Here is a 20,999-nt window from a genome sequence, read left to right as displayed (position 1 = left end):
GGTCATGCGGACATACCCCCGGAGGGGCCGCATGAGCGATTTCCTTGGCATCCACGGTACGGCGCTGGTGCTGCGCGAGCAGCGCCTACAGGTGCTTGCCTCCAACCTGGCCAACGCCGATACCCCCGGCTTCCAGGCGCAGGACCTGGACTTCAACACGGCCCTGCAGGCCGCGCTGTCCCCCGGTGCAACCGAAAATGGCGATGCCCTGCAGGCCGCCGTGGCGCAGGCCCGCTACGCCCGTCCGGGTATCCAGCCCAGCCTGGACGGCAATACGGTGGATACCCAGCGCGAGCAGGCCACCTACGCACAGGCGGCGCTGGAATACCGCGCCTCCATGGCGTTCGTCGAATCCAAGGTGAGGACCATGCTCACCGCCATCACCGGCCAGTGAGGGACGCGCCATGAGCAATCTACCGATCTTCGATGTCGCCGGGTCGGCCATGCAGGCGCAATCCGTGCGCCTCAGTACCGTCGCCAGCAACCTGGCCAATGCCAACACCGTTGCCGGCACGGCCGAGGGTGCCTACCGCGCCAAGCAGCCGGTCTTCTCCGCCACCCCGGTCGCCGCCGATCCCGCGCTGGCAGGCGTGCAGGTGGTGGAAGTGCGCGAAAGCGATGCCGCCCCACTCCGCCGCTATGACCCGGGCAATCCCTTGGCCGATCCGCAGGGCTATGTCTATGCCCCCGACGTGGATCCGGTCGCGCAGATGGTGGACATGATTTCCGCCTCGCGCAGCTACCAGGCCAACGTGGAGGTCTTCAACAGCGCCAAGGAACTGGCCGTCGCCACCTTGAACATGGGCCGCTGAGCATGAGCACCATTACTACCGGCAACCCCACAAACAGCGCATACGCGCAATACGCCTTCCCCGAGACAGGCAAAACCCGTTCGGACGGGATGGGCCAAGCGGACTTCCTGCGCCTGATGACCGAGCAGATGAAGAACCAGGACCCGCTGAATCCACTGAAGGGCGCGGAATTCCTCGGCCAGTTGGCGCAGTTCTCCACCGTGCAGGGCATCGAGAACATGCAGCAGGCCATGAACGCCATGGCCAGCGTGATGGAAAACGACCAGTCGCTGCGCGCCGCCACTCTGGTCGGTCGCGATGCCCTGGTCGAGGTGGACAGCGTTTCCCTCGGCGCGGGTGCCGGCGCCAGCGGCGAGATCGTCGCTACCCGTGCCGGCACCATCCAGCTCGACGTGGTCGATGCGGGTGGCCAGGTTGTCCGCAAGCTCAATGTCGAGGCGAGCAGCAGTGGCCCGGCTCCTTTTGCCTGGGACGGCAAGGATGCCGATGGCAATCCCCTCGACGCAGGGACTTATACCTTCCGCGCCAGCAGCGGCAGCGGCCAGCAAAGCGAAGCGCTGGCCGTCCGCATGGCCGCGCGCATCGACAGCGTGTCGATCGAGCCGCAAGGGCTGGTCCTCAACCTCGCCGGGCTCGGCAGCGTGCCCTTGTCCACCGTCCGTCGCATCGGCTGACCGCCGTTCACCCCGTTTTCCAGGAGCGCATCCATGAGCTTTCGCATCTCCATCAGCGGCATGAACGCCGCCAGCCAGGACCTGAACATCACCTCCAACAACATCGCCAACGTCAACACCACCGGCTTCAAGCAGTCGCGCGCGGAGTTCGGCGACCTGTTCGCCGTCTCGGCCTACGGTCTGTCCAACGTGGCCACCGGCGCGGGCACGCGGCTGCAGGCGGTGGCGCAGCAGTTCAGCCAGGGCAACATCGACTTCACCGGCCGGGCGTTGGATATGGCGATCTCCGGCCAAGGCTTCTTCACCCTTTCGAACAACGGGGCCATGGTGTATTCACGCGCCGGCAACTTCGGTGCCGACCGCGAAGGCTACGTGGTCAATCCCGCCGGGCATCGCTTGCAGGTGTTCCTGCCCAACGTCGCCGGTGGTTTCGACACCGGCCGCATGGGCGACTTGCAGTTGCCCACCGGGGATGCCCCGCCGGCGGCAACCGCCAACGTGACAGTGGAGACCAATCTGCCGGCCAACTCCGCACAGCCCGCGGTGGCACCGTTCGACCCGCTCGACCCCAACAGCTACAACCACACGACTTCGGTGACGATTTACGACTCGCTGGGTGCAACCCACAGCCAGTCGCTGTATTTCGTGAAGACCGCCAACCCCAACGAGTGGCAGCTCTACACGCTGGTGGACGGCAATGCCGTCGGTGGCCCGCAGACCGTGCAGTACTCCGACACCGGCGCGCTGACATCGCCGTCGCCGGGCCAGATCACCCTCCCCGCCTACGCTACGACCAACGGATCCGCCCCCCTGAACATCCAGCTCGATCTCGGGCGCTCCACCCAGTACGGCAACACGTTCGGCGTGCTGGGCCTGACCCAGGACGGCCACACCACCGGGCGCCTCACCGGCATCGAGACCTCGGCCGAGGGCATCATTTCGGCACGCTACACCAACGGCGTGGTGCAACCACTGGGCCAGGTGGCGATGACCAACTTCGTCAATCCGCAGGGGCTGCAGTCGCTGGGCGACAACGTCTGGGCGGAGACCTACAACTCTGGTGAGCCGCGCCGCGGCCAGCCCAGCACTGCCGACTTCGGCATGATCCAGGGGGGGGGGCTGGAAGCATCCAACGTGGATCTCACCGAACAACTGGTCAACATGATCACCGCACAGCGCAACTTCCAGGCGAACGCGCAGATGATCCAGACCCAGGATCAGATCACCCAGGCCGTGATCAACATCCGCTGATAAGGCTGCCCGCCCCCGCAGCCGCGGGGGTGGCCGGAGACTGCCATGACCGACCGTGCCCTCTATGTTGCGATGACCGGCGCCAGCGCCATGCTGCGCGGCCAGGCCAGCGTCGCCAACAACCTGGCCAATGCCGACAGTGTTGGCTTCCAGGCATCGCTGGAAGCGACGATGGCCAGGCCGGTGGCCGGCCCGGGCCTGCCGTCTCGCGTGGCCACCGAGGCAGTCACGCTGGGCGTGGACGCACGACCGGGCGCGATCCGCAATACCGGCAATCCGCTGGATATCGCCCTGCATGCCGAGCGTTGGTTGGCCGTGCAGGACGCCGCTGGCGCCACCGCCTACACCCGTGCCGGCGATCTCACCATCAATGCCAACGGTTTGCTGACCACCGCGCGAGGCCAGCTGGTACTGGGCGCGGACGGCGCGCCGCTGTCCATTCCGCCCAACCAGAGCATCGAGATCGGCGGTGACGGCACCATTTCCATCGTGCCGCAGGGCCAGCCGCCTTCCACCCTGACCGAGGCCGGCCGCCTGCAGATCATCGCGGCCAAGACCTCCGAACTGGAGCGCGGCGACGACGGCATGATGCGCCTGCGGCCCGGCGTGGCCCCCGTGCCCGCAACCGGTGCCGCGTTGACCTCCGGCACGCTGGAGGACAGCAACGTCCGGGCGGCGGATGCGCTGGTCTCGATGATCGAGCTGTCCCGCAAGTTCGAGATGCAGGTACAGCTCTTGCAACGCACCGACGAGAACGCACGCGCGACCAGTTCGCTGGTCGCCATGCGCTGACCCGATCCGCTGCGGATCGCTTTGCTGAACCAGAGAACAGACAAGGAACACGGCCATGACCCAGTCCCTGTGGATCGCCAAGACCGGCCTGGATGCCCAGCAGACCAAGATGGCGGTGATTTCCAACAATCTCGCCAACACCAACACCACGGGCTTCAAGCGCGACCGCGCAAGCTTCGAGGACCTGCTGTACCAGACCCTGCGCCAGCCCGGTGGCGCGACCTCCGAGCAGACCCAGCTGCCCACCGGCCTGCAGGTGGGCACGGGCGTGCGGGTGGCGGCCACCGCCAAGCAGTTCGCCCAGGGCAGCCTGAACCAGACGGGCAATGCGCTGGACGTGGCCATCAACGGTCGCGGTTTCTTCGAGGTGCTGCTGCCGGACGGCAGCTCGGCCTACACCCGCGACGGCAGTTTCCAGATCAACGCGCAGGGCGAAGTCGTGACCAACGAGGGCTATCCCGTGCAGCCGGGCCTGCAGCTGCCGGAGGGCGCGCAGAGCGTCACCGTGGGCGCCGACGGTACGGTCAGCGTGCAGCTGGCCGGCCAGGCGCAGCCGGTGCAGATCGGTGCGCTGACCTTGGCCGATTTCGTGAACCCCGCCGGCCTGCAGGCGCTGGGCGAGAACCTGTACGCGGAGACCGGTGCCAGCGGCCCGGCGCAGACCGGCGGCCCCGGTACCGGCGGGCTTGGCCGGTTGATCCAGGGCTCGCTGGAAGGCTCCAACGTCAACGTGGTGGAAGAGCTGGTGTCGATGATCGAAACCCAGCGTGCCTACGAAACCAACGCCAAGGCGATTTCCACCACCGACCAGATGCTGGCGTTCCTGAACAACAACGTGTGAGCCCTGCCATGCGCCGCCTCCTCCCCCTTGTCCGAGCTGCCGCGCTGCTGGCCAGCGTCCTCGGTCTGGCGTCCTGCGCCACGGTCAACCGGCTCCAGGGCGACGTCCGTCCGTTCGACGCGCCCATCGACACGATGGCGGTCGCACCCGTCCCGACGGCTGCGCCGGCCGGCCCGTCCCCGGGCGACGGCGGTGGCTCGATCTATGCCAGCCGGTCCGGCAAGGGCCTGCGGCTGTTCCAGGACAACAAGGCCGGGGATGTCGGCGATCTGCTGACCATCGTGCTGGTGGAAAGCACCACCGCCACCACCCAGGCCAAGACCGCAGTCACCAAGAAGAGCGGCCTTGATTTCGGCGCCCCCAGCATCGGTGGCGCCACGGTCTCCGGCCTGTCGGCGTCGGTGAAGGGTGGCCGCGACTTCGCCGGCGCCGGCGACAGCGCGCAGAGCAACAAGCTGGCCGGCCAGCTCACCGTCCGCGTAGTACAGGACCTGGGCAACGGCAATCTGCTGGTGCGTGGCGACAAACAATTGCGCCTGAACCAGGGCGACGAGCTGGTGCAGGTTCAAGGCATTGTCCGCCGGGCCGATATCGGGGCTGACAACCGGGTGACCTCCGACCGCGTGGCCGACGCCCGCATCGTGTATGGCGGTCGCGGCACCATCGCCCGTTCCAACGCGATGGGCTGGCTGGGCCGCTTCTTCAATTCCGCGTTGTTCCCCTACTGAGGCCGCCCGCGATGAAACGCTTCCTGGTTCCTGTCATCGCCCTGCTCGGCACGCTGCTGCTGACGCCCCCCGCGCAGGCCGAGCGCGTCAAGGATCTGGCGCAGGTCGCCGGCGTCCGCGGCAATCCCTTGATCGGCTATGGCCTGGTGGTGGGCCTGGATGGCAGCGGCGACCGTACCAGCCAGACCCCGTTCACCGTGCAGAGCCTCAAGGCCATGCTGGACCAGCTGGGCGTGGCCATTCCGCCCGGCGTGAACCCGCAGCTGAAGAACGTGGCGGCGGTGGCGGTGCATGCGGAACTGCCGGCATTCGCCAAGCCGGGCCAGCCCATCGATGTCACCGTGTCGTCGATCGGCAACGCCGGCTCCCTGCGCGGCGGCAGCCTGCTGATGACCCAGCTCAAGGGCGCCGACGGCGAGGTCTACGCCATCGCCCAGGGCAACCTGGTGGTCAGCGGGTTCGGTGCCTCCGGGCGTGACGGGTCGCGCATTTCGGTGAATGCCCCCAACGGTGGCCGCATCCCGTCCGGTGCCATCGTCGAGCGCGCTGCGCCCGCTTCCAACGTCGGCGACAAGGTGGTGCTGAATCTGCACGAAGCCGATTTCACGACCGCTGCCCGTATCGTGTCGGCGGTGGATCGGACGTTTGGCCCGGGCCGCGCGCATGCGCTGGACGGCGTGACCATCGAGATCGCGCCGCCGCCGGGCGACCGCATCGGTTTCCTGGCTGCGCTGGAGGCGCTGGACGTGGATCCGGGCACGGCCGCGGCCAAGGTCATTGTCAACGCGCGCTCCGGCACCGTGGTCATGGGGGGCCAGGTCAGCGTGCTGCCGGCCGCCGTGGCGCACGGGTCGCTGACGGTGACCATCACCGAATCCACCCAGGTCAGCCAGCCCGGCGCCTTCGGCGGTGGCAACACTGTGGTCGCGCCGCAGTCGTCGGTCAGTGCGACGGCCGAGGGAAACCACATGGTGCTGTTCCGCGGCGGCACCTCGTTGGAAGAGATCGTGCGGGCCGTCAACGCCGTCGGCGCCGCCCCGGGCGACATCGTGGCCATCCTGGAAGCCCTCAAGCAGGCCGGCGCACTGCGCGCCGAGCTCGAGGTCATCTGACCATGGCATGCCCTTTGCATTCATCCTGATATGCGCCTGCCCACCGCCACCGCCTTTCCCCTGCAACGCCCCGAGACGCCCACACGCGCCCGGGTGGAGGAAGCCGCGCGCGGTCTGGAAAGCCAGTTCGCGCAGATGCTCATTAAGAGCATGCGCAGCGCGTCGCCCGGGGATCCCTTCGGCGGCGACACCACTTATCGCGAGATGTACGACCAGGCCTTGGCGCAGGAGTTGACCAAGGGCCGAGGCCTTGGCCTGCAGCCGATGATCGTGCGCCAGCTCGGGGGCCTTGCCGCCGGATCCGGACAGACGTCGTCGGGTCCCCTGCCCTTGCGTCCCGCCGCCGCGCCTATGGCGCTGCCCGCCGCGGACACACCCTCGGGCTTGCCGCTCCCGGCCGGCCTGCAAGGTGGCGCGCTGGCACTGACACCCGCCAGCAGCGGCACGTCCCTGCAGGCGGTGACGCTGCCCCGTCCGCCGCTGGCTGCTGCTGCCAACCCGACCTGCGACGAAAACGCCCCACTGGACTGCAGCAGCCCGGAAGCCTTCGCCCGCTCGGTCTGGCCCCACGCGCGCAAGGCCGCACAGGAGCTGGGCGTGCCGGCCAAGGCCCTGGTGGCGCAGGCGGCGCTGGAAACCGGCTGGGGGCGTCGTCTGGCCGGCCGCGAAGGCAGCGTGACCTCGCACAACCTGTTCGGCATCAAGGCCGGCGGCAGCTGGCGCGGCGGCAAAGTGGACGCAACCACCCACGAGTACGTGGACGGACAGCGCGTCAGCGCCCGCGCCGCCTTCCGCAGCTACGGCAGCCCCGCCGAAAGCTTCGCCGACTACACCCGGCTCCTGCAGCACCCCCGCTACGCCGAGGCCCGCGGGGCCGGCGGCGACGTACACCATTTCGCCAAGGCGCTGCAGCGCGCCGGCTACGCTACCGATCCCGCCTACGCGGCCAAGATCGTGGCGATTGCCGATGGCGCCACGATGCGCCGGGCCTTGGCCGGGCTGGAGGGTTAAGCGATGACGACCGGCGGCGTACTCGGCACCGGCGCTTCCGCCCTGCTGGCATTCCAGCGGGCCATGGCCACGGTGGGCCACAATGTGGCCAACGTGGCCACGCCGGGTTACAGCCGGCAGCGGGTCGAGCTCCAGGCGCGGCCTGGGCAGTCGTCTAACATCAGCGTGGGCCAAGGCGTTGACGTCTCCAGCCTGCGCCGGTTGGCCGACGGGTTGGTGTACGCGCGCCAGCTGGACAGCGCCGGCGAGATGGGGCGCCTGACCCAGTTGTCAGGCATGGCATCCCGGGTCGACAAGCTGATTTCCGGCACCACCACCGGGCTTTCCAACGCCTGGTCGAGCTTCTTCAGTGCCGCCAAGGGCGTGGTGGCCGACCCGACATCCACCGCGGCGCGCAGCCAGATGCTCACCACGGGCGGGCAACTGGCGGCACGCTGGCGCCAGCTGGACGGCAATCTGGTGCAGCTGGGCAATGACGTCGAATCCAGCCTCAAGGACAACATCGCCTCGGCCAACCAGCTGGCCGCGGAAATCGCCAACCTCAACCGGGACATCATCGCGGCAGGCGTCGATGCTTCCCCCGACCTGCTGGACCAGCGTGAGCTGCGCATCGGCCAGCTGGCCGCGCTGGTCGGCGCGGAGACGGTCCGCCAGGACGATGGCGCGCTCAACGTCTTCACACCCGGCGGCCAGCCGATGGTGCTGGGCGCCAAGGCGATGCAACTGTCGGTGGCCGCGGATCCATACCAGGCCAACCGGGGCGTACTGGCCCTGCAGACCCCGGCCGGGTCGGTGCCACTGCCGTTGGGGTCGGTGTCCGGGGCGATCGGCGGGTTGCTGGAGTTCCGCACCACTATCCTCGATCCGGCGCGCGCCGAACTGGGCCGCCTGGCCATCGCGTTTGCCCAGACGTTCAATGCGTTGCAGCGCGACGGCGTGGACTATGCCGGTCATCCGGGTGCCGACTTTTTCACCCTGCCCGATCCGCAGGTATTCCCCCACGCCGGGAACGCTCCGGCATCGACGGCCAGCTTCACCACGCAAGTGGCGGATGTGGGCGCGCTGACCGGCAACAACCTGGTCCTGCGCTTCGATGGCGCCAGTTGGAGCGCATCGCGCGCCGATACGGGACAGGCCGTCACGATGACCGGCACCGGCACCGGTGCGGATCCGTTCGTGGTGGATGGCATTGCATTGGTGCTGTCCGGCACCGCCGCGGCCGGTGACCGCTTCCTGCTGCAACCCACGGCCGGCGCCTCGGCCGGAATGCAGTTGGCACTGACCGCTCCCGAGCAGATCGCAGCGGCCTCCCCAATGACGGTGGGCCTGGATGCCGGCAATATCGGCAGCGTCAGCGGCGGTACCGCCAGCGTGACCAATGCAGCGCTGTTCGCCGGGTTCACCAGCGCCACCATCAGCTTCATCGATGCCAGCACCTACACGGTCGATGGCGGCCCGCCTGTCGCCTACACCCCCGGCGCTGCCATTACCGGTCCAGGCTGGTCGCTGGTGCTGTCCGGCACCCCGGCTGCCGGCGATGACATCACCCTGGGGCGGACGGGCCCGCGCTCCTCCGACAATGCCAATGCGCGGCGCCTGGCCGCCGTGGACGGCCAGGCGGTGTTGGACGGTGGCCGCACCGATGTCACCGCCGCCCTGTCCCAATTGACCGCCCGCGTCGGCGGCGACGCGCGCCACGCCCAACTGAATCTGGATGCGCAGCAAGCCATCGACGAGCAGGTGTTGGCGGAGCGTGAATCCGTTTCCGGCGTCAACCTGGACGAGGAAGCCGCCAACATGCTGCGCTTCCAGCAGGCCTACCAGGCGGCCGCACAGGTGATCGCCACTGCCGATACCATGTTCCAGTCGCTGCTTGGCGCGGTGCGCCGCTGATGTCGTGAAGGAGGCCCCATGACCTTGCGTCTGTCCACCCAAAGCCTGTACCAGCAGGGACTCTCCAGCCTGCTGACCCGCCAGGCCGAGATGGCCAAGACCCAGCAGCAGCTCTCCAGTGGGGTCAAGTTGACGCAGGCCAAGGACGACCCGGTCGGCATGGCGACGGCCCAACGTCTTGACCACCTCAAGGCGGCGTTGGCCCAGTACGACAGCAATGCGCAGCGCGTGGACCATCGCCTGCGCATGCAGGAAAACGCCCTGGCCGATGCCAACGACAGCCTGACCCGCGCCCGCGAACTGGCCATCCAGGCCAACAGCGGCGTGCTGACGGCCGATGACCGCAAGGCAATCGCAGCCGAAGTGGTGCAATTGCGGAAGAACCTGCTGGACATCGCCAACCGGGATGATGGCAATGGCCGCCGCCTGTTCGCCGGCACCCGCGACGGCGTGGTGCCGTTCACCGACAACGCCGGTGGCGTGATCTACAACGGCGATGATGGACGCAACAGCGTCGAGGTTGCGCCGGATGTCGCGATCGAGGACGGTGACCCCGGCAGCCAGGTGTTCCTGCGCGTGCGTACCGGCGACGGCTATGCCCGCGGCAGCGCGGGTGCCGGCAACACCGGCGCTGGCATCCTGCAGGTCGCCCAGGCCACCGATGGCACGACCTGGAACGGCGACACCCTGACTTTGCGGTTCACCGCACCGAATGCCTACGAGATCGTCGATGGCGCTGGCAACCCGCTGGTGCCACCCGTCGCCGGGACATGGAGCAGCGGGGATGCGGTGCCGCCGCCATCGTCAGGGTTGGGCGTGGTCTTCAAGGTCACGGGCCAACCTGCGGCGGGCGACACATTCACCATCGAGACGGCGCCCAACCAGGATGTCTTCACCACCCTGCAGAGGTTCGCCGATGCGCTGCTGCAGCCGGGAACCGCGCCGTCGGACAACGCCCGTCGTGTCAATGCCTTCAGCAGTACGATCGCTGACCTCACCACCGCGCAGACCCACATGATGGCCATGCGCGCCACGGTGGGCGCACGTATGAACGATATCGACACCGCCAACGAAGGCCGCAGCCTGCAAAGCGTGACCCTTGCCGAGTCGATTTCCAGCATCCGCGAAACCGACTATGCCGAGGCGATCAGCCGCCTCAACCTGCAGATGGTCGCGCTGGAAGCAGCGCAGAAGACCATGCTGCAGACGCAGGGCATGACGCTCTTTAGCAAGCTCTGAAGGCGCCGCAACGGCCACCACCTGCGGCCGGGCGCGGCCCCGCGCAGACTTGGCCGCGCATGCTGTCCGCGCACAGTATCCGCACACCCGCGGCACCCGCCTTGGCCAAGGCCCACACCGTGGGGCATGGCCGTGCGGGCGGGTGATCTCGTCCGGGCGGCACCGGGCAAGCTGCCGCGGCTTGCGAATGGCACTTCTGGAAACTTTAGCCCTTCCACGAAAAAAATCTGATTTCTGCGAACTGCTTCGCAAAACGGACATTTGCCCTAAAGCCGCGTGCCGGGTCGCCGTTACCGGGGGTGCAGAGGACAGGGCCGCACCAGATCGGCAAGCCCCCTGCGGAACCCCAACCGGCTAAGCCCTGACCCCCGTCGGCATCGCCTTTCAATGGAGACTACGCAATGTCCATGATCAACACCAACGTGATGTCGCTGAATGCCCAGCGCAACCTCGCGACCAACAGCGCCAGCCTGGGCACGACGATCCAGCGTCTGTCCTCGGGCCTGCGCATCAATAGCGCCAAGGACGACGCCGCCGGCCTGGCGATTTCCGAGCGCTTCACCACCCAGATCCGCGGCCTGAACCAGGCGGCACGCAACGCCAACGACGGCATCTCGCTGGCGCAGACCGCCGAAGGCGCGCTGGCCGAGGTGGGCAACAACGTGCAGCGCATCCGCGAACTGGCGGTGCAGGCTTCCAACGGCACCAATTCGCAGTCCGATCGGGACGCCCTGCAGAAAGAAGTGGCGCAGCTGCAGTCTGAAATCCAGCGCGTGGCCGAACAGACCACCTTCAACGGCACCAAACTTCTGGATGGCTCCTTCAGCGGCGTAGCATTCCAGGTCGGTGCCAACTCGGGTGAAACCATCACTATCTCAAGCATCCTCAATACGCAGACCTCCGCCTTGGGCGGCGCAGTTACCCGTCAGACGAGCAGTGTGGGTGTTTCTGCCCTGACCGGTTTTGCCACCGCGATTGCAGCCGGTGACCTGACGATCAATGGTAAGGATGTGGGTGCGATCGCTGCAGCTGGCAGCGCGCAGGAACGTGCCGGTCAGCTGGCCGAAGCCATCAACCGGATTTCCGCACAAACCGGAGTCGGCGCGTCCTATGATCAGGTTTCTGGCCAGCTGACCTTGTCGTCCAAGGCGGCTGTCACTGTCGCTGGCGCCAACGCTGCTGTTGCGGTGACTGGATTCGATGGCGGGTCCACTTTCACCAGCTCCACCACGACTGGCATCGGCAACGTCAACGTCAGCTCGTTTGCCAATGCTCAGATGGCCATTGATGTGTCCGATGCCGCCCTGACGTCGATCAACGGCGCGCGTGCCGACCTTGGTGCTATCCAGAACCGCTTCAGCTCGGTGGTGACCAACCTGAACACCACCTCGGAGAACCTCAGTGCCTCGCGCAGCCGCATCCGCGACACCGACTTCGCCAAGGAAACCGCGGAGCTGACCCGCACGCAGATCCTGACCCAGGCCGGTACCGCCATGCTGGCCCAGGCCAACCAGGCCCCGCAGAGCGTCCTGAGCCTGCTGCGCTGACGCCTGACCGGCGCGGCCTGACCGGCCGCGCCGGGTTGTTGGGCCGGGATACTTCGGCAGGTCCCGTTTCGGAACACACCCTGGCATGAGGCTGCTGTACCAGAAAAAGCAGGTTCACCCGCTTACCCCTCGGAGATCATCTCCGATTCCCCGATGAGACGTCATGTCCAGCATCGCGCCCATCAACGCTCTGCCTGGCAGTGCTTACTCCCCCCCGACGCCTTCCGGCGCCGGGGTATTGCCGCTTGTGCAGCCCCCCCTGCCTGCGGATACCCCGCAGCAGGCACGCGACGCACAGGCAGCCGGGCAGGCCGCCCAGGCGCAGCTGCGGGGCAAACCCACCGCCGGCGAACTGCAGCAGCAGATCGAGAAAGCACTGGCAGATTCCCGCGTCCAGACCAACCTGCGGTTCCGTGTTGACGAAGAGGCACGCCGGATCGTGGTGTCGGTGGTCGATGCCGATACCGGCGAGACCATCCTGCAGATTCCCGACGAAGCAGCCCTGGCCGTGGCCAGGCGCTTGGCGGCAACCGGCAGCGGCCTGCTTGACCAGGAAGCCTGAACCGAGCAAGGTCAACCCTTTGGCGCGGCTCAAGCCGCTGCCCCGAATGCCGTTAACCCCCTTGGGAAAAGCGGCGCTGCGCATGCCAACGCCCCGGAGAACGCACCATGGCCACCATCACCAGCGCGGGTATCGGTTCGGGCCTGAATGTCACCGAGTTGGTCAGCCAACTGGTGGCAGCCGAGCGCGCCCCCACGGACAACCGGCTGAATGCACTGGAGTCCACCACCAAGGCGCAAATTTCGGCATTCGGCTCCATCAAGGCGGCGCTGTCCGGCCTGGAAAGCACGCTGAACAAGTTGAACGGCGACGGCAGTCTGCCCGGCCGCAAGGCCACGGTGCCGGATACAGCCGGGTTCACCGCCACCGCAGGCGCCACGGCCTCGCTGGGCAGCTATTCCATCATCGTCGAGAAGCTGGCCACGGCACAGAAGCTGCAGTCGGCGGCGGCAGCCAGCACAACCCAGATCGGCTACGGCACCCTGACCCTGCAGGTTGGCACGGGCGATGCGTTCGATGTGGTCATTGATTCCGGCAAAGGCACGTTGGCCGATATCCGTGACGCCATCAACACGCAGGCCGCAGGCAAGGGCGTGACCGCCACCCTGGTACGTGGCGATGCGGGCGATGTGCTGGTGCTTGGGTCCAGCAAGCTGGGAACAGGCGGTGCGCTGACCATTACCGCCAGTGGGGGTGACGGTGGCTTGTCCGTGCTGGCGACAACCGGTGGCACGATGACCCAGATCACGCCAGCCCAGAATGCAGAGGTCAGCGTTGACGGCATCACCCGGACGTATTCCGGCAACAGCCTGACCGACCTCATCGATGGCGTCACCCTCAACCTGACCAAGGCCAAACCGGGTGAGGCGTTCACCCTGTCCGTGGAATCTGACGCCAGCACACTGAAAGCCTCGATGCTGGGCTTCATCAGCGCCTACAACACGGCGCTGGGCGCCTTGCGCACCCAGAGCGCGCCAGGTGGTGAAGGCAAGGTCGCGGGGCCGTTGAGTGGCGACGCCGCGCCCCGCGCGATCATGCAGCAGCTGCGCAATGCGGTTGGTGGGAGCTATGCCGACCTCAGTGCACTGGGCCTGAAGACCGCCGTCGATGGCTCGCTCAGCCTCGACGGCAGCAAGTTCGATACCGCGATTGCCGCCAACCCGCTGGCCGTCAAGAACCTGCTGGGTGACAACGCGGAGTTCGGCAAGAGCGTTCGCGAGATCCTGCACAACGTGGTTGGCGACCAGGGGCTGCTTGCAGATCGCAGCAAGAGCCTGGACGCGCGGATGAAGTCCGTGACCCGGCAGCGCGCCGACCTTGATGCGCGCATGGAACGCCTTGAAACCGCCTACCGGCGCCAGTTCACCGCCCTGGACGCGATGATGGCGCAGATGCAAAGCACCTCCAGTTACATCGCCCAGCAGTTGGGCTCCCTTAAAACCGGCTGATCCCCCATGAACGCACGTTCCTCCGCCCAGCAGTATCGACAGACCGCCATCAGCAGCGCAGTGCTGGACGCCAACCCGCACCGGTTGGTGAGCTTGATGCTGGCCGGCATTCGCGAGCGTCTGCGGTTGGCCGCTGCCTGCATCGAAATCGGCGACCTTCCGCGCAAGGGGCAGGCCCTCAGCGAGGCCAGCAGGATCATTGCCGAACTCGATGGCTCCCTCGACCACTCGGCCGGTGGTGATATCGCCGACGGGCTTGCGGCTCTTTACGACTATTCCCAGCGGCGCCTGGTGGAGGCCAATCTGAACAATGATGTCGCAGCGGTGCAGGAAGTGGACGGGTTGATCGCTGACATTGAAGGGGCCTGGCGCGACATCGACCCGGAGCGCACCAAGTGACCGATTACACCGCCGGCATGCCCCCCACCCTGCCCGTCGAGGCCCTGCGCGAAGCGCTGGGCCAGGCGGAACTGGACGTAGCGGCGGCACTGGTGGACGCCCATGATCGCGCCGTCCGCCAATTCCTGACGCCCGAGGAGGCCGTCCTGCTGGATCCCCGCCAGCACCAGGCGTGGTTGAATCTGCTGGAGGCGCAACAGGCCATGCTGGCGGAGCTGGGCCAGCGACGCGACCATGTTGCCGGGCTGATCCAGCAGTTGCAGCGCCACCAACGCGGCGCCAGCGCCTATCTGCAGGCGCAGGGATGAGCACCGCGCACGCCGAGGCGACGCTGTTCGGCGACGCCCTGGCCTGCGAGGACACCCTGCGCGCGGCGTTTCTTCCGCAGCCGGTCGATCCGATGGCATGGGATGCCCTGTGCGCACGGGCGGAGATCCACCTCTCCGCGATCGCGATCATCGAGGACAGCCGCAACGAAGAGGAAGAAGGCGCCCAGGGGCTTGCGCTGCGCCGCATCGAGGCCAAGCTTGATCTCCTGCTGACCCTGGTTGGCGGGCTTGGTGCGAACGCCACGCACGATCCTCCCCTCCCGGTGCGCTGGTCCGCCCAGGGGGCTTGCCTGCCCGTGGCTGCATCGGTGGAGGCTGGCCAGACCGGCCTGTTCCGTGTCCAAGCCGCGACTTGGCTCCCGGAGCCCTTGACGCTGCCGGCCCGGGTGATCGAGACGGCTGCCGATGCCGCGGCCGGTAAGCTGGCATGGCTGGCATTCGAGCCCCTCCCCGACGCCACCCGTTCCGCGCTGGAGCGCCACTTGTTCCGCCAGCATCGTCGGGCCGTTGCGGGACGCCGGGCTGCGCGCGAAGTGGGTTGATCCCCCCTCCATCCCGGCTTCCGAAGCGTGGCCCGGCGGATCAGGAGGAGATCTGTATCGATCCTGGAGCGTCGGATTTCCGACTTTGCGTGCCCCACCGCCTGCTTATCGCGCTTGTTTCGACTTACACTGGAAGCACGGCGCGGTGCGCGGTGTGTGAGGCAGGGGCGGGCTCAGGACAGCGGATGGGCGATTCGGGCAGGACCACGGGGGCCGAGGATGAAGGCTAGCTTGCAAGCGAAGATGGGGCAGTCGATGACGCTGACCCCGCAGCTGCTGCAGTCCATCCGCCTGCTGCAGGTCACCTCGCTCCAGCTGGAACAGGAGCTGCTGCAAGTCCTGGAGCGCAATCCCCTGCTGGAACAGGAACCCGAAGACGACGACGCGCCGGCCTCGACAGATGCCGAGGCCGCCGCCCAGGAGGCGGCCGCCTGGGATGAACTTCCCGAGCCGATGTTCCTGTCCGGCGGCAGTTACGCGGGCGATCCGGACGACGACCCTACCGCCCGCATCGCCGCCGGCGAATCCAGTGACCCGCGCCAGCGCCTGCTGCAGCAGCTGCAGCTGCGCTGCGGGCCACGCGAATTGGCCATCGCCGCCTGGTGGCTGGATGCCTGCGACGATCGTGGCTATCTGGAAGCCGAGCCCGGTGCGCTTGTCGCCCGTGGTAGTCGCGAACTTGCCGAGGCCTTGCCCGGGGTGGGGGCGGACGAGCTGCTGGGCGTGCGCCAACACCTGCTTCTGGAAGGCGAGTGGCCCGGCATGGCCGCCGCCGATCCGCGCGAATGCCTGCTGGCGCAGCTGCAGGCCCTGCCCGACCATCCGGCGCGGGCGTTGGCCTTACGGCTGGTGGATGCCCATCTCGACCTGCTGGCCCGCCACGACCTTGCCGCGCTGGCGGCGCGCCTGCAGGCGGCGCCGGTCGATGTCGAGGCGGCGGTCTCGCTGGTGCTCTCGCTGCAGCCGCATCCGGTGGAGCAGCCGCCCGAGCCGGAGCCTGCCTTCATCGTCCCCGATGTCATCACCTGGCGGGCCGACGGCGGCTGGCAGGTGCGGCTGAACGGCCGCAGTGCGCCGCGCCTGCGCCTGTGCGCCTATGCCGAACAGGCCTCCGGCCACGAAGGCATGCGCAGCCTGCTGGAAGAGGCCCGCTGGCTGCTGCGCAGCCTGGGCATCCGCAACGAGACCCTGTTGAAGACCGCGCGGGTGCTGGTGGCCCGCCAGCAGGCGTTCCTGGAGCAGGGCGAAGAGGCCATCGCGCCGCTGACTCTGAAAGAGGTGGCGGAGGAAATCGGCGTGCACGAATCCACGGTGTCGCGGATCACTACCGGGAAATACATCCAGACCCCGCGCGGCACCCTCGAACTCAAACGGCTGTTCGCGGTGCGCCTGGAGGGGGCCGAGGTGTCCGGTGCCGCCATCAAGGCCATGGTGCGCCGGCTGATCGAGGCAGAGCCGGCGCATGCGCCGCTTGCCGACGAGGTGATCGCCGCCATGCTGGCCCGCCAGGGCATCCGCGTGGCGCGGCGCACCGTGGCCAAGTATCGTGAGCAGCTGTGCATCGCACCCGCACGGGTGCGTCGCCGCGAGCGCGCTCCGGCACCGGTGGTGCGGTTGGGGTGAGCCTCTGCAGGGGAAGGAGATGTTGAAGACGATCAGGCTGCTGCTCGTGGATGACCACGAGGGCTTCATCAATGCGGTGATCCGGCATATGCGCAAGCATCCCTGGATCGAGATCGCCGGCACCGCCGCCAACGGCATCGAGGCCGTGGCCCGTTCCGAGGCCCTGCGGCCGGACGTGGTGCTGATGGACCTGGCCATGCCGGAGATGGGCGGGCTGCAGGCCACGCGCCTGATCAAGGCGCAGGACGCGCCGCCGTTCGTCGCCATCGTCAGCCATTTCGACGACAACGAGCACCGCGAACACGCCCAGCGCGCCGGCGGCGATGCCTTCGTCAGCAAGCTCAACTACATGCAGGAAGTGCTGCCGCTGCTGGAACACCTGGCGGGGGGCGGGACCGACGCATGAGCGAATCCCGCATCCTGGTGGTCGATGCCGATGACGCGCGCACCGAGCGGTTGGCGACGCTGCTCGATTTCATGGATTTCACTCCGCGCATCGTCACCGATGCCGCCGATATCCACCCCGAGCGCGCCCGCGCCACCGATTGGGTGGCCATCATCGCGGGCGACGTGGGGGATGTCGCCGCCTGGGAGCGCTTCACGGCCTGGCTGTCGGCGCAGCCCCTGCATCCGCCGGTGATCGCCCTGCCCGACCAGGCCGAGGACGCCGGCTGGCGCAAGCACCTGCACCCGGAAATGATCTGGTCGCTGGACTACCCGGTGCGCCGCAACCAGCTGCAGGATGTGCTGCGCCGGGCCAGTATCAAGCGCATGGACGACGATGCCCGCCGCGAGATTCCGCAGGTCGGGCCGACCGGCCGCAGCACCGCCGTGCTGCGGCTGAACCGGATGATCGACCAGGTGGCCCGGTTCGACACCACCGTGCTCATCCTCGGCGAATCCGGTACCGGCAAGGAGGTGGCCGCCCGCGCCATCCACGCGCGTTCGCCGCGCAAGGACAAGCCGTTCGTCGCGATCAACTGCGGCGCGATCCCGCCGGATCTGCTGGAAAGCGAGCTGTTCGGCCACGAAAAGGGCGCGTTCACCGGCGCGCTGACCCAGCGCAAGGGCCGTTTCGAGATGGCCGAAGGCGGCACCCTGCTGCTGGACGAGATCGGCGACATGCCGATGGCGATGCAGGTCAAGCTGCTGCGCGTGCTGCAGGAGCGGGTGTTCGAACGGGTTGGCGGCGGCCCCCCGATCCCCTGCAACGTGCGGGTGGTGGCGGCGACCCACCGCAATCTCGAGGCCCATATCGCCGAAGGCAAGTTCCGCGAGGACCTGTTCTACCGCCTCAATGTCTTCCCCATCGAGATGCCCGCCCTGCGCGAGCGCAGCGACGACCTCCCCGATCTGGTGGCCGCGATCACCCGCCAGTTGGCCGAAGCAGGCCGTGGCCGAGTATCGCTGACGGAGGACGCGATTGCTGCGCTGCAGCACTACGACTGGCCGGGCAACGTCCGCGAGCTGGCCAACCTGCTGGAGCGGCTGGCGGTGCTGCATCCCGATGGCCGGGTTGGCATCGGTGATCTGCCGGCGCGCTACCGGGCGGCGATCCCGGACGACCTGCTGGCCAAGACGGCGCCCCCCCCCGAGGACGACCTGCCGCCGCTGCAACCTGCCGCGGTGCCGCCCCCGGATCCGACCACGCTCTCCCCGCTGGTCTCGCTGCCTGCGGGCGGATTGGATCTGCGCCAGCACATCGCCGAGATCGAGAACGAGCTGATCCGGCAGGCTCTGCAGCAAAGCAATGGCGTGGTGGCCCATGCTGCCCCGCTGCTGGGGCTGCGCCGCACCACGCTGCTGGAAAAGCTGCGGAAATACGGGATCGGGCGCGGGAGCGAAGCAACTGTGGAAGACGGGCAGCACGACGTCTGAAGCCGGTCAGTCCGACCTGCAGGATGAAATATCAGGTTTCACCTGATATTTGATTTCCATGTTGCTGAATTTATTGATGTTGAGTTCTTGCCGCCAGCGGTGACCTGACGCTGGCCTGCGGCACTCCCGGCCCGATGGCGCCTTTTTGACATTGCGCCGGCATGCGTTTTGCACGGTCAGCGGCAGGCCTTCCTTGTCCCGCCGCACGCATGACCGACGCCATCAGCTCGATCCTGTCCCAGATCCGCGCCCACGAGTCGCGGGCCCAGGGTGCACTGGGCGCTCCGGGCGGCCTTGGCGATGCCCTGCCGTCCAATGCGATCGACGTTGCCCGTCCCGCCACCTCGGATTTCCAGAAAACCCTCTCCAACGCCATTGATGGTGTCAGCAAGGCCCAGAACGAGGCCGGCGCCCTGCAGCAAGCGTTCGAACTCGGCGACCCACGGGCGGATCTGGCCCGCGTGATGGTGGCCATGCAGCAGTCCCAGGTCGCGTTCAAAGCCGCCGTGGAAGTCCGCAATCGTCTTGTCCAGGCTTACCAGGACGTGATGAACATGCCGGTCTGATGCCCTTTCCCGCCCTGCTGATCGCCCCCATTTCCTCTAATAACGACGCCCGCCTGCCATGAGCGCCATCGCACTCCCCAAGACCGCCGACGGCCTGAAGAACCTGGGACGCCTGCAGGACATCCCGCTGGTCCGGCAGTTGTTGACGCTGGGCGTGACGGCTGCGGCCATCGGTCTGGGCCTGTGGCTGTTCTTCTGGACCCAGAAACCTGGCTATGTGCCGCTCTCCGGGCTGGACGCCAAGACCGCCAGCGAGGCCCGTGACGTCCTGCGCAACGCGCAGGTGCCGTTCAGGATCGATCCGGCGACCGGTGCGCTGTCGGTGCCCGAAGACCGTATGGGCGAGGCGCGCCTGGCGCTGGCATCGGGGGGCATCGGTGCCGCCGATGACCGGGGCTTTGCGGTCATGGAAGGCGACCAGGGCTTCGGTACCAGCCAGTTCGTGGAAACCGCGCGCTACCAGCATGCACTGGAAACCGAGCTGGCGCGGACCATCACCAACCTGCGCCCGGTGCGCGAGGCCCGCGTCCATCTTGCCTTGCCCAAGCCGTCTGCCTTTACCCGCCAGAAGGATCCAGCCAGCGCCTCGGTGGTTCTGCAGCTGCAGAGCGGTGCTGCCCTGGAGCAAGGCCAGGTGGATGCCATCGTCCATCTGGTGTCCTCCTCCATTCCGGGCCTGCCGGCCAGCAATGTCACCGTGGTCGACCAGTTCGGCCGCCTGCTGTCCAACCCCGATCCCGACAGCGACGCTGCCATCAGTGCCCAGCAGTTCGAACGCCAGCGTCGCCAGGAAACCGTGTTCGTCCGCCGCATCCAGGAGCTGCTGGAGCCGATGACCGGCCCCGGCCGGGTGCGCGCCGAAGTCAGCGTGGACATGGATTTCAGCCAGACCGAGCAGGCCAGCGAGAAGTACGGCCCCGATCCGGCCATCGTCCGCAGCGAGCAGCTCTCGGAAAGCGGCAATCTGGCCGCAGCCTCGCCGCCGCAGGGCGTGCCCGGAAGTGCCAGCAACACGCCAGCAGCCGCGGCTGCGCCGGCCAATGCCGCTGCGGCACCGAATGCGAATGGCGCTGCCCCGGCCACCAACGCCACAGCGCAGACCGCCACCGGCAATGGTTCGCGCAGCTCGGTGCGCAACTACGAAATCGACCGCACCCTCACCCACACCCGGCAGGCCCCGGGCCGCATCCAGCGGGTGACCGCGGCCGTGCTGGTGGACAACATCCCCGGGGCGCCCGGCAAGGACGGCAAGCCCACCACCCGCGCCCTGACCGCGCAGGAGCTCCAGCGCATCCAGGCGCTGGTGCAGCAGGCCATCGGCTATGACACCCAGCGCGGCGATGTGGTCACCGTGGTGAACTCGCCGTTTGCGCGCCAGCCCGAGGTGGCGCCGGAGCCGCTGCCGCTATGGGAAAATCCGAAAGCCCGCGAGCTGCTGCGCACCCTGCTGGGCGGGCTGGCGGTGCTGGCGGTGGTGTGGTTCGTGCTGCGCCCCGCGTTCCGGGCGCTGACCACGCCCAAAGTACTGATCCGGCAGGACACGCAGGATATGCAGGACACGCATGACGTGGAGATCACCCAGATGGTCGACCATGAGGATGGCGTCGCGGCTCCCGCGCTGACCCAGGAGCGGATGGCCAAGCGTCGTGATTTCGACGCCAAGGTGCAGGTGGCGCGCGATGCCGTCGCCGCGGATTCCAAGCGCGTCGCGGCAGTAGTGCGCGACCTGGTGAATGCCGATGAGTGAGTCCA

General features: G+C 67.8%; 22 protein-coding genes and 1 pseudogene. All 23 read left to right on the top strand.

The genetic code is table 11. The features are described from left to right. Positions 1–4 precede the first annotated feature (4 nt). Positions 5–97: pseudogene (locus tag ACK4SG_RS11465) on the top strand (hypothetical protein); the annotation flags it as partial. Next, positions 92–394 carry a flagellar basal body rod protein FlgB gene (gene flgB / locus ACK4SG_RS11460; protein WP_409601901.1) on the top strand — a complete coding sequence of 101 codons (303 nt, stop codon included), beginning with the start codon at positions 92–94 and terminating at the stop codon, positions 392–394. The pseudogene ACK4SG_RS11465 and the gene flgB, both read left to right, overlap by 6 nt. A 10-nt stretch (positions 395–404) precedes the next feature. Then, on the top strand, positions 405–812 hold the full coding sequence (gene flgC / locus ACK4SG_RS11455) for a flagellar basal body rod protein FlgC (protein ID WP_409601882.1): 408 nt from the start codon (positions 405–407) through the stop codon (positions 810–812). 2 nt (positions 813–814) lie between these two features. After that, positions 815–1,486, top strand: a complete 672-nt coding sequence (locus ACK4SG_RS11450; RefSeq protein WP_409601881.1) for a flagellar hook assembly protein FlgD — start codon at positions 815–817, stop codon at positions 1,484–1,486. Between the two features lie 33 nt (positions 1,487–1,519). Next, positions 1,520–2,737 carry a flagellar hook protein FlgE gene (flgE, locus tag ACK4SG_RS11445; protein WP_409601880.1) on the top strand — a complete coding sequence of 406 codons (1,218 nt, stop codon included), beginning with the start codon at positions 1,520–1,522 and terminating at the stop codon, positions 2,735–2,737. A gap of 45 nt (positions 2,738–2,782) precedes the next feature. Then, entirely contained in the window at positions 2,783–3,529 is a 747-nt protein-coding gene (locus tag ACK4SG_RS11440) for a flagellar basal body rod protein FlgF (RefSeq protein WP_409601879.1), read from the top strand. A 55-nt stretch (positions 3,530–3,584) separates the two neighbouring features. Continuing rightward, the gene (flgG, locus tag ACK4SG_RS11435) at positions 3,585–4,370 is read left to right on the top strand and encodes a flagellar basal-body rod protein FlgG (RefSeq protein ID WP_409601878.1); all 786 of its coding nucleotides are present in this window, start codon (positions 3,585–3,587) and stop codon (positions 4,368–4,370) included. A gap of 8 nt (positions 4,371–4,378) precedes the next feature. Continuing rightward, positions 4,379–5,098, top strand: a complete 720-nt coding sequence (locus ACK4SG_RS11430) for a flagellar basal body L-ring protein FlgH (protein WP_409601877.1) — start codon at positions 4,379–4,381, stop codon at positions 5,096–5,098. A gap of 11 nt (positions 5,099–5,109) precedes the next feature. Beyond that, the gene (locus ACK4SG_RS11425; RefSeq protein WP_409601876.1) at positions 5,110–6,210 is read left to right on the top strand and encodes a flagellar basal body P-ring protein FlgI; all 1,101 of its coding nucleotides are present in this window, start codon (positions 5,110–5,112) and stop codon (positions 6,208–6,210) included. A gap of 30 nt (positions 6,211–6,240) precedes the next feature. After that, the gene (gene flgJ, locus ACK4SG_RS11420; RefSeq protein WP_409601875.1) at positions 6,241–7,221 is read left to right on the top strand and encodes a flagellar assembly peptidoglycan hydrolase FlgJ; all 981 of its coding nucleotides are present in this window, start codon (positions 6,241–6,243) and stop codon (positions 7,219–7,221) included. 3 nt (positions 7,222–7,224) lie between these two features. Beyond that, complete coding sequence (gene flgK / locus ACK4SG_RS11415; RefSeq protein ID WP_409601874.1) at positions 7,225–9,114, top strand: flagellar hook-associated protein FlgK; 1,890 nt, start codon at positions 7,225–7,227, stop codon at positions 9,112–9,114. A gap of 18 nt (positions 9,115–9,132) precedes the next feature. Next, entirely contained in the window at positions 9,133–10,353 is a 1,221-nt protein-coding gene (gene flgL, locus ACK4SG_RS11410) for a flagellar hook-associated protein FlgL (RefSeq protein WP_409601873.1), read from the top strand. 401 nt (positions 10,354–10,754) lie between these two features. Beyond that, complete coding sequence (locus tag ACK4SG_RS11405; protein WP_409601872.1) at positions 10,755–11,900, top strand: flagellin; 1,146 nt, start codon at positions 10,755–10,757, stop codon at positions 11,898–11,900. 247 nt (positions 11,901–12,147) lie between these two features. Further along, entirely contained in the window at positions 12,148–12,462 is a 315-nt protein-coding gene (locus ACK4SG_RS11400; protein WP_409601871.1) for a flagellar protein FlaG, read from the top strand. 107 nt (positions 12,463–12,569) lie between these two features. Further along, positions 12,570–13,910 carry a flagellar filament capping protein FliD gene (gene fliD / locus ACK4SG_RS11395; protein WP_409601870.1) on the top strand — a complete coding sequence of 447 codons (1,341 nt, stop codon included), beginning with the start codon at positions 12,570–12,572 and terminating at the stop codon, positions 13,908–13,910. Positions 13,911–13,916: 6 nt separating this feature from the next. After that, entirely contained in the window at positions 13,917–14,309 is a 393-nt protein-coding gene (gene fliS / locus ACK4SG_RS11390; RefSeq protein WP_409601869.1) for a flagellar export chaperone FliS, read from the top strand. Continuing rightward, positions 14,306–14,617: a hypothetical protein gene (locus ACK4SG_RS11385; protein WP_409601868.1), complete on the top strand. Its 312-nt coding sequence runs from the start codon at positions 14,306–14,308 to the stop codon at positions 14,615–14,617. Before fliS ends, ACK4SG_RS11385 begins: the two co-directional genes overlap by 4 nt. After that, complete coding sequence (locus ACK4SG_RS11380; RefSeq protein WP_409601867.1) at positions 14,614–15,180, top strand: PilZ domain-containing protein; 567 nt, start codon at positions 14,614–14,616, stop codon at positions 15,178–15,180. The genes ACK4SG_RS11385 and ACK4SG_RS11380 overlap by 4 nt, the downstream gene beginning before the upstream one ends. A 219-nt stretch (positions 15,181–15,399) precedes the next feature. Then, positions 15,400–16,803: an RNA polymerase factor sigma-54 gene (gene rpoN, locus ACK4SG_RS11375; RefSeq protein ID WP_409601866.1), complete on the top strand. Its 1,404-nt coding sequence runs from the start codon at positions 15,400–15,402 to the stop codon at positions 16,801–16,803. Between the two features lie 19 nt (positions 16,804–16,822). Next, positions 16,823–17,209 carry a response regulator transcription factor gene (locus tag ACK4SG_RS11370; RefSeq protein WP_409601865.1) on the top strand — a complete coding sequence of 129 codons (387 nt, stop codon included), beginning with the start codon at positions 16,823–16,825 and terminating at the stop codon, positions 17,207–17,209. Next, positions 17,206–18,681, top strand: coding sequence for a sigma-54 dependent transcriptional regulator (locus ACK4SG_RS11365; RefSeq protein ID WP_409601864.1), 1,476 nt, complete (start codon positions 17,206–17,208; stop codon positions 18,679–18,681). The genes ACK4SG_RS11370 and ACK4SG_RS11365 overlap by 4 nt, the downstream gene beginning before the upstream one ends. A 209-nt stretch (positions 18,682–18,890) precedes the next feature. Next, the gene (fliE, locus tag ACK4SG_RS11360; RefSeq protein ID WP_409601863.1) at positions 18,891–19,247 is read left to right on the top strand and encodes a flagellar hook-basal body complex protein FliE; all 357 of its coding nucleotides are present in this window, start codon (positions 18,891–18,893) and stop codon (positions 19,245–19,247) included. A gap of 58 nt (positions 19,248–19,305) precedes the next feature. Beyond that, positions 19,306–20,994: a flagellar basal-body MS-ring/collar protein FliF gene (fliF, locus tag ACK4SG_RS11355; RefSeq protein ID WP_409601862.1), complete on the top strand. Its 1,689-nt coding sequence runs from the start codon at positions 19,306–19,308 to the stop codon at positions 20,992–20,994. The last annotated feature ends 5 nt before the right edge of the window (positions 20,995–20,999 follow it).

It is taken from the genome of Thermomonas sp. (assembly GCF_046293095.1).
Classification (GTDB): Bacteria; Pseudomonadota; Gammaproteobacteria; order Xanthomonadales; family Xanthomonadaceae; genus Thermomonas.
Note: the sequence above shows the minus strand (reverse complement) of the source record. Positions and strands in the feature narration are given on the sequence as shown.

Coding starts and splice junctions, on each gene's coding strand:
- ACK4SG_RS11365 (WP_409601864.1), top strand. CDS start 17,206: ATGAGCGAATCCCGCATCCTGGTGGTCGATGCCGATGACGCGCGCACC.
- ACK4SG_RS11405 (WP_409601872.1), top strand. CDS start 10,755: ATGTCCATGATCAACACCAACGTGATGTCGCTGAATGCCCAGCGCAAC.
- rpoN (WP_409601866.1), top strand. CDS start 15,400: ATGAAGGCTAGCTTGCAAGCGAAGATGGGGCAGTCGATGACGCTGACC.
- ACK4SG_RS11440 (WP_409601879.1), top strand. CDS start 2,783: ATGACCGACCGTGCCCTCTATGTTGCGATGACCGGCGCCAGCGCCATG.
- flgC (WP_409601882.1), top strand. CDS start 405: ATGAGCAATCTACCGATCTTCGATGTCGCCGGGTCGGCCATGCAGGCG.
- flgK (WP_409601874.1), top strand. CDS start 7,225: ATGACGACCGGCGGCGTACTCGGCACCGGCGCTTCCGCCCTGCTGGCA.
- ACK4SG_RS11430 (WP_409601877.1), top strand. CDS start 4,379: ATGCGCCGCCTCCTCCCCCTTGTCCGAGCTGCCGCGCTGCTGGCCAGC.
- fliD (WP_409601870.1), top strand. CDS start 12,570: ATGGCCACCATCACCAGCGCGGGTATCGGTTCGGGCCTGAATGTCACC.
- ACK4SG_RS11380 (WP_409601867.1), top strand. CDS start 14,614: ATGAGCACCGCGCACGCCGAGGCGACGCTGTTCGGCGACGCCCTGGCC.
- fliE (WP_409601863.1), top strand. CDS start 18,891: ATGACCGACGCCATCAGCTCGATCCTGTCCCAGATCCGCGCCCACGAG.
- ACK4SG_RS11425 (WP_409601876.1), top strand. CDS start 5,110: ATGAAACGCTTCCTGGTTCCTGTCATCGCCCTGCTCGGCACGCTGCTG.
- flgL (WP_409601873.1), top strand. CDS start 9,133: ATGACCTTGCGTCTGTCCACCCAAAGCCTGTACCAGCAGGGACTCTCC.
- flgJ (WP_409601875.1), top strand. CDS start 6,241: ATGCGCCTGCCCACCGCCACCGCCTTTCCCCTGCAACGCCCCGAGACG.
- ACK4SG_RS11370 (WP_409601865.1), top strand. CDS start 16,823: ATGTTGAAGACGATCAGGCTGCTGCTCGTGGATGACCACGAGGGCTTC.
- flgE (WP_409601880.1), top strand. CDS start 1,520: ATGAGCTTTCGCATCTCCATCAGCGGCATGAACGCCGCCAGCCAGGAC.
- fliF (WP_409601862.1), top strand. CDS start 19,306: ATGAGCGCCATCGCACTCCCCAAGACCGCCGACGGCCTGAAGAACCTG.
- ACK4SG_RS11450 (WP_409601881.1), top strand. CDS start 815: ATGAGCACCATTACTACCGGCAACCCCACAAACAGCGCATACGCGCAA.
- fliS (WP_409601869.1), top strand. CDS start 13,917: ATGAACGCACGTTCCTCCGCCCAGCAGTATCGACAGACCGCCATCAGC.
- flgG (WP_409601878.1), top strand. CDS start 3,585: ATGACCCAGTCCCTGTGGATCGCCAAGACCGGCCTGGATGCCCAGCAG.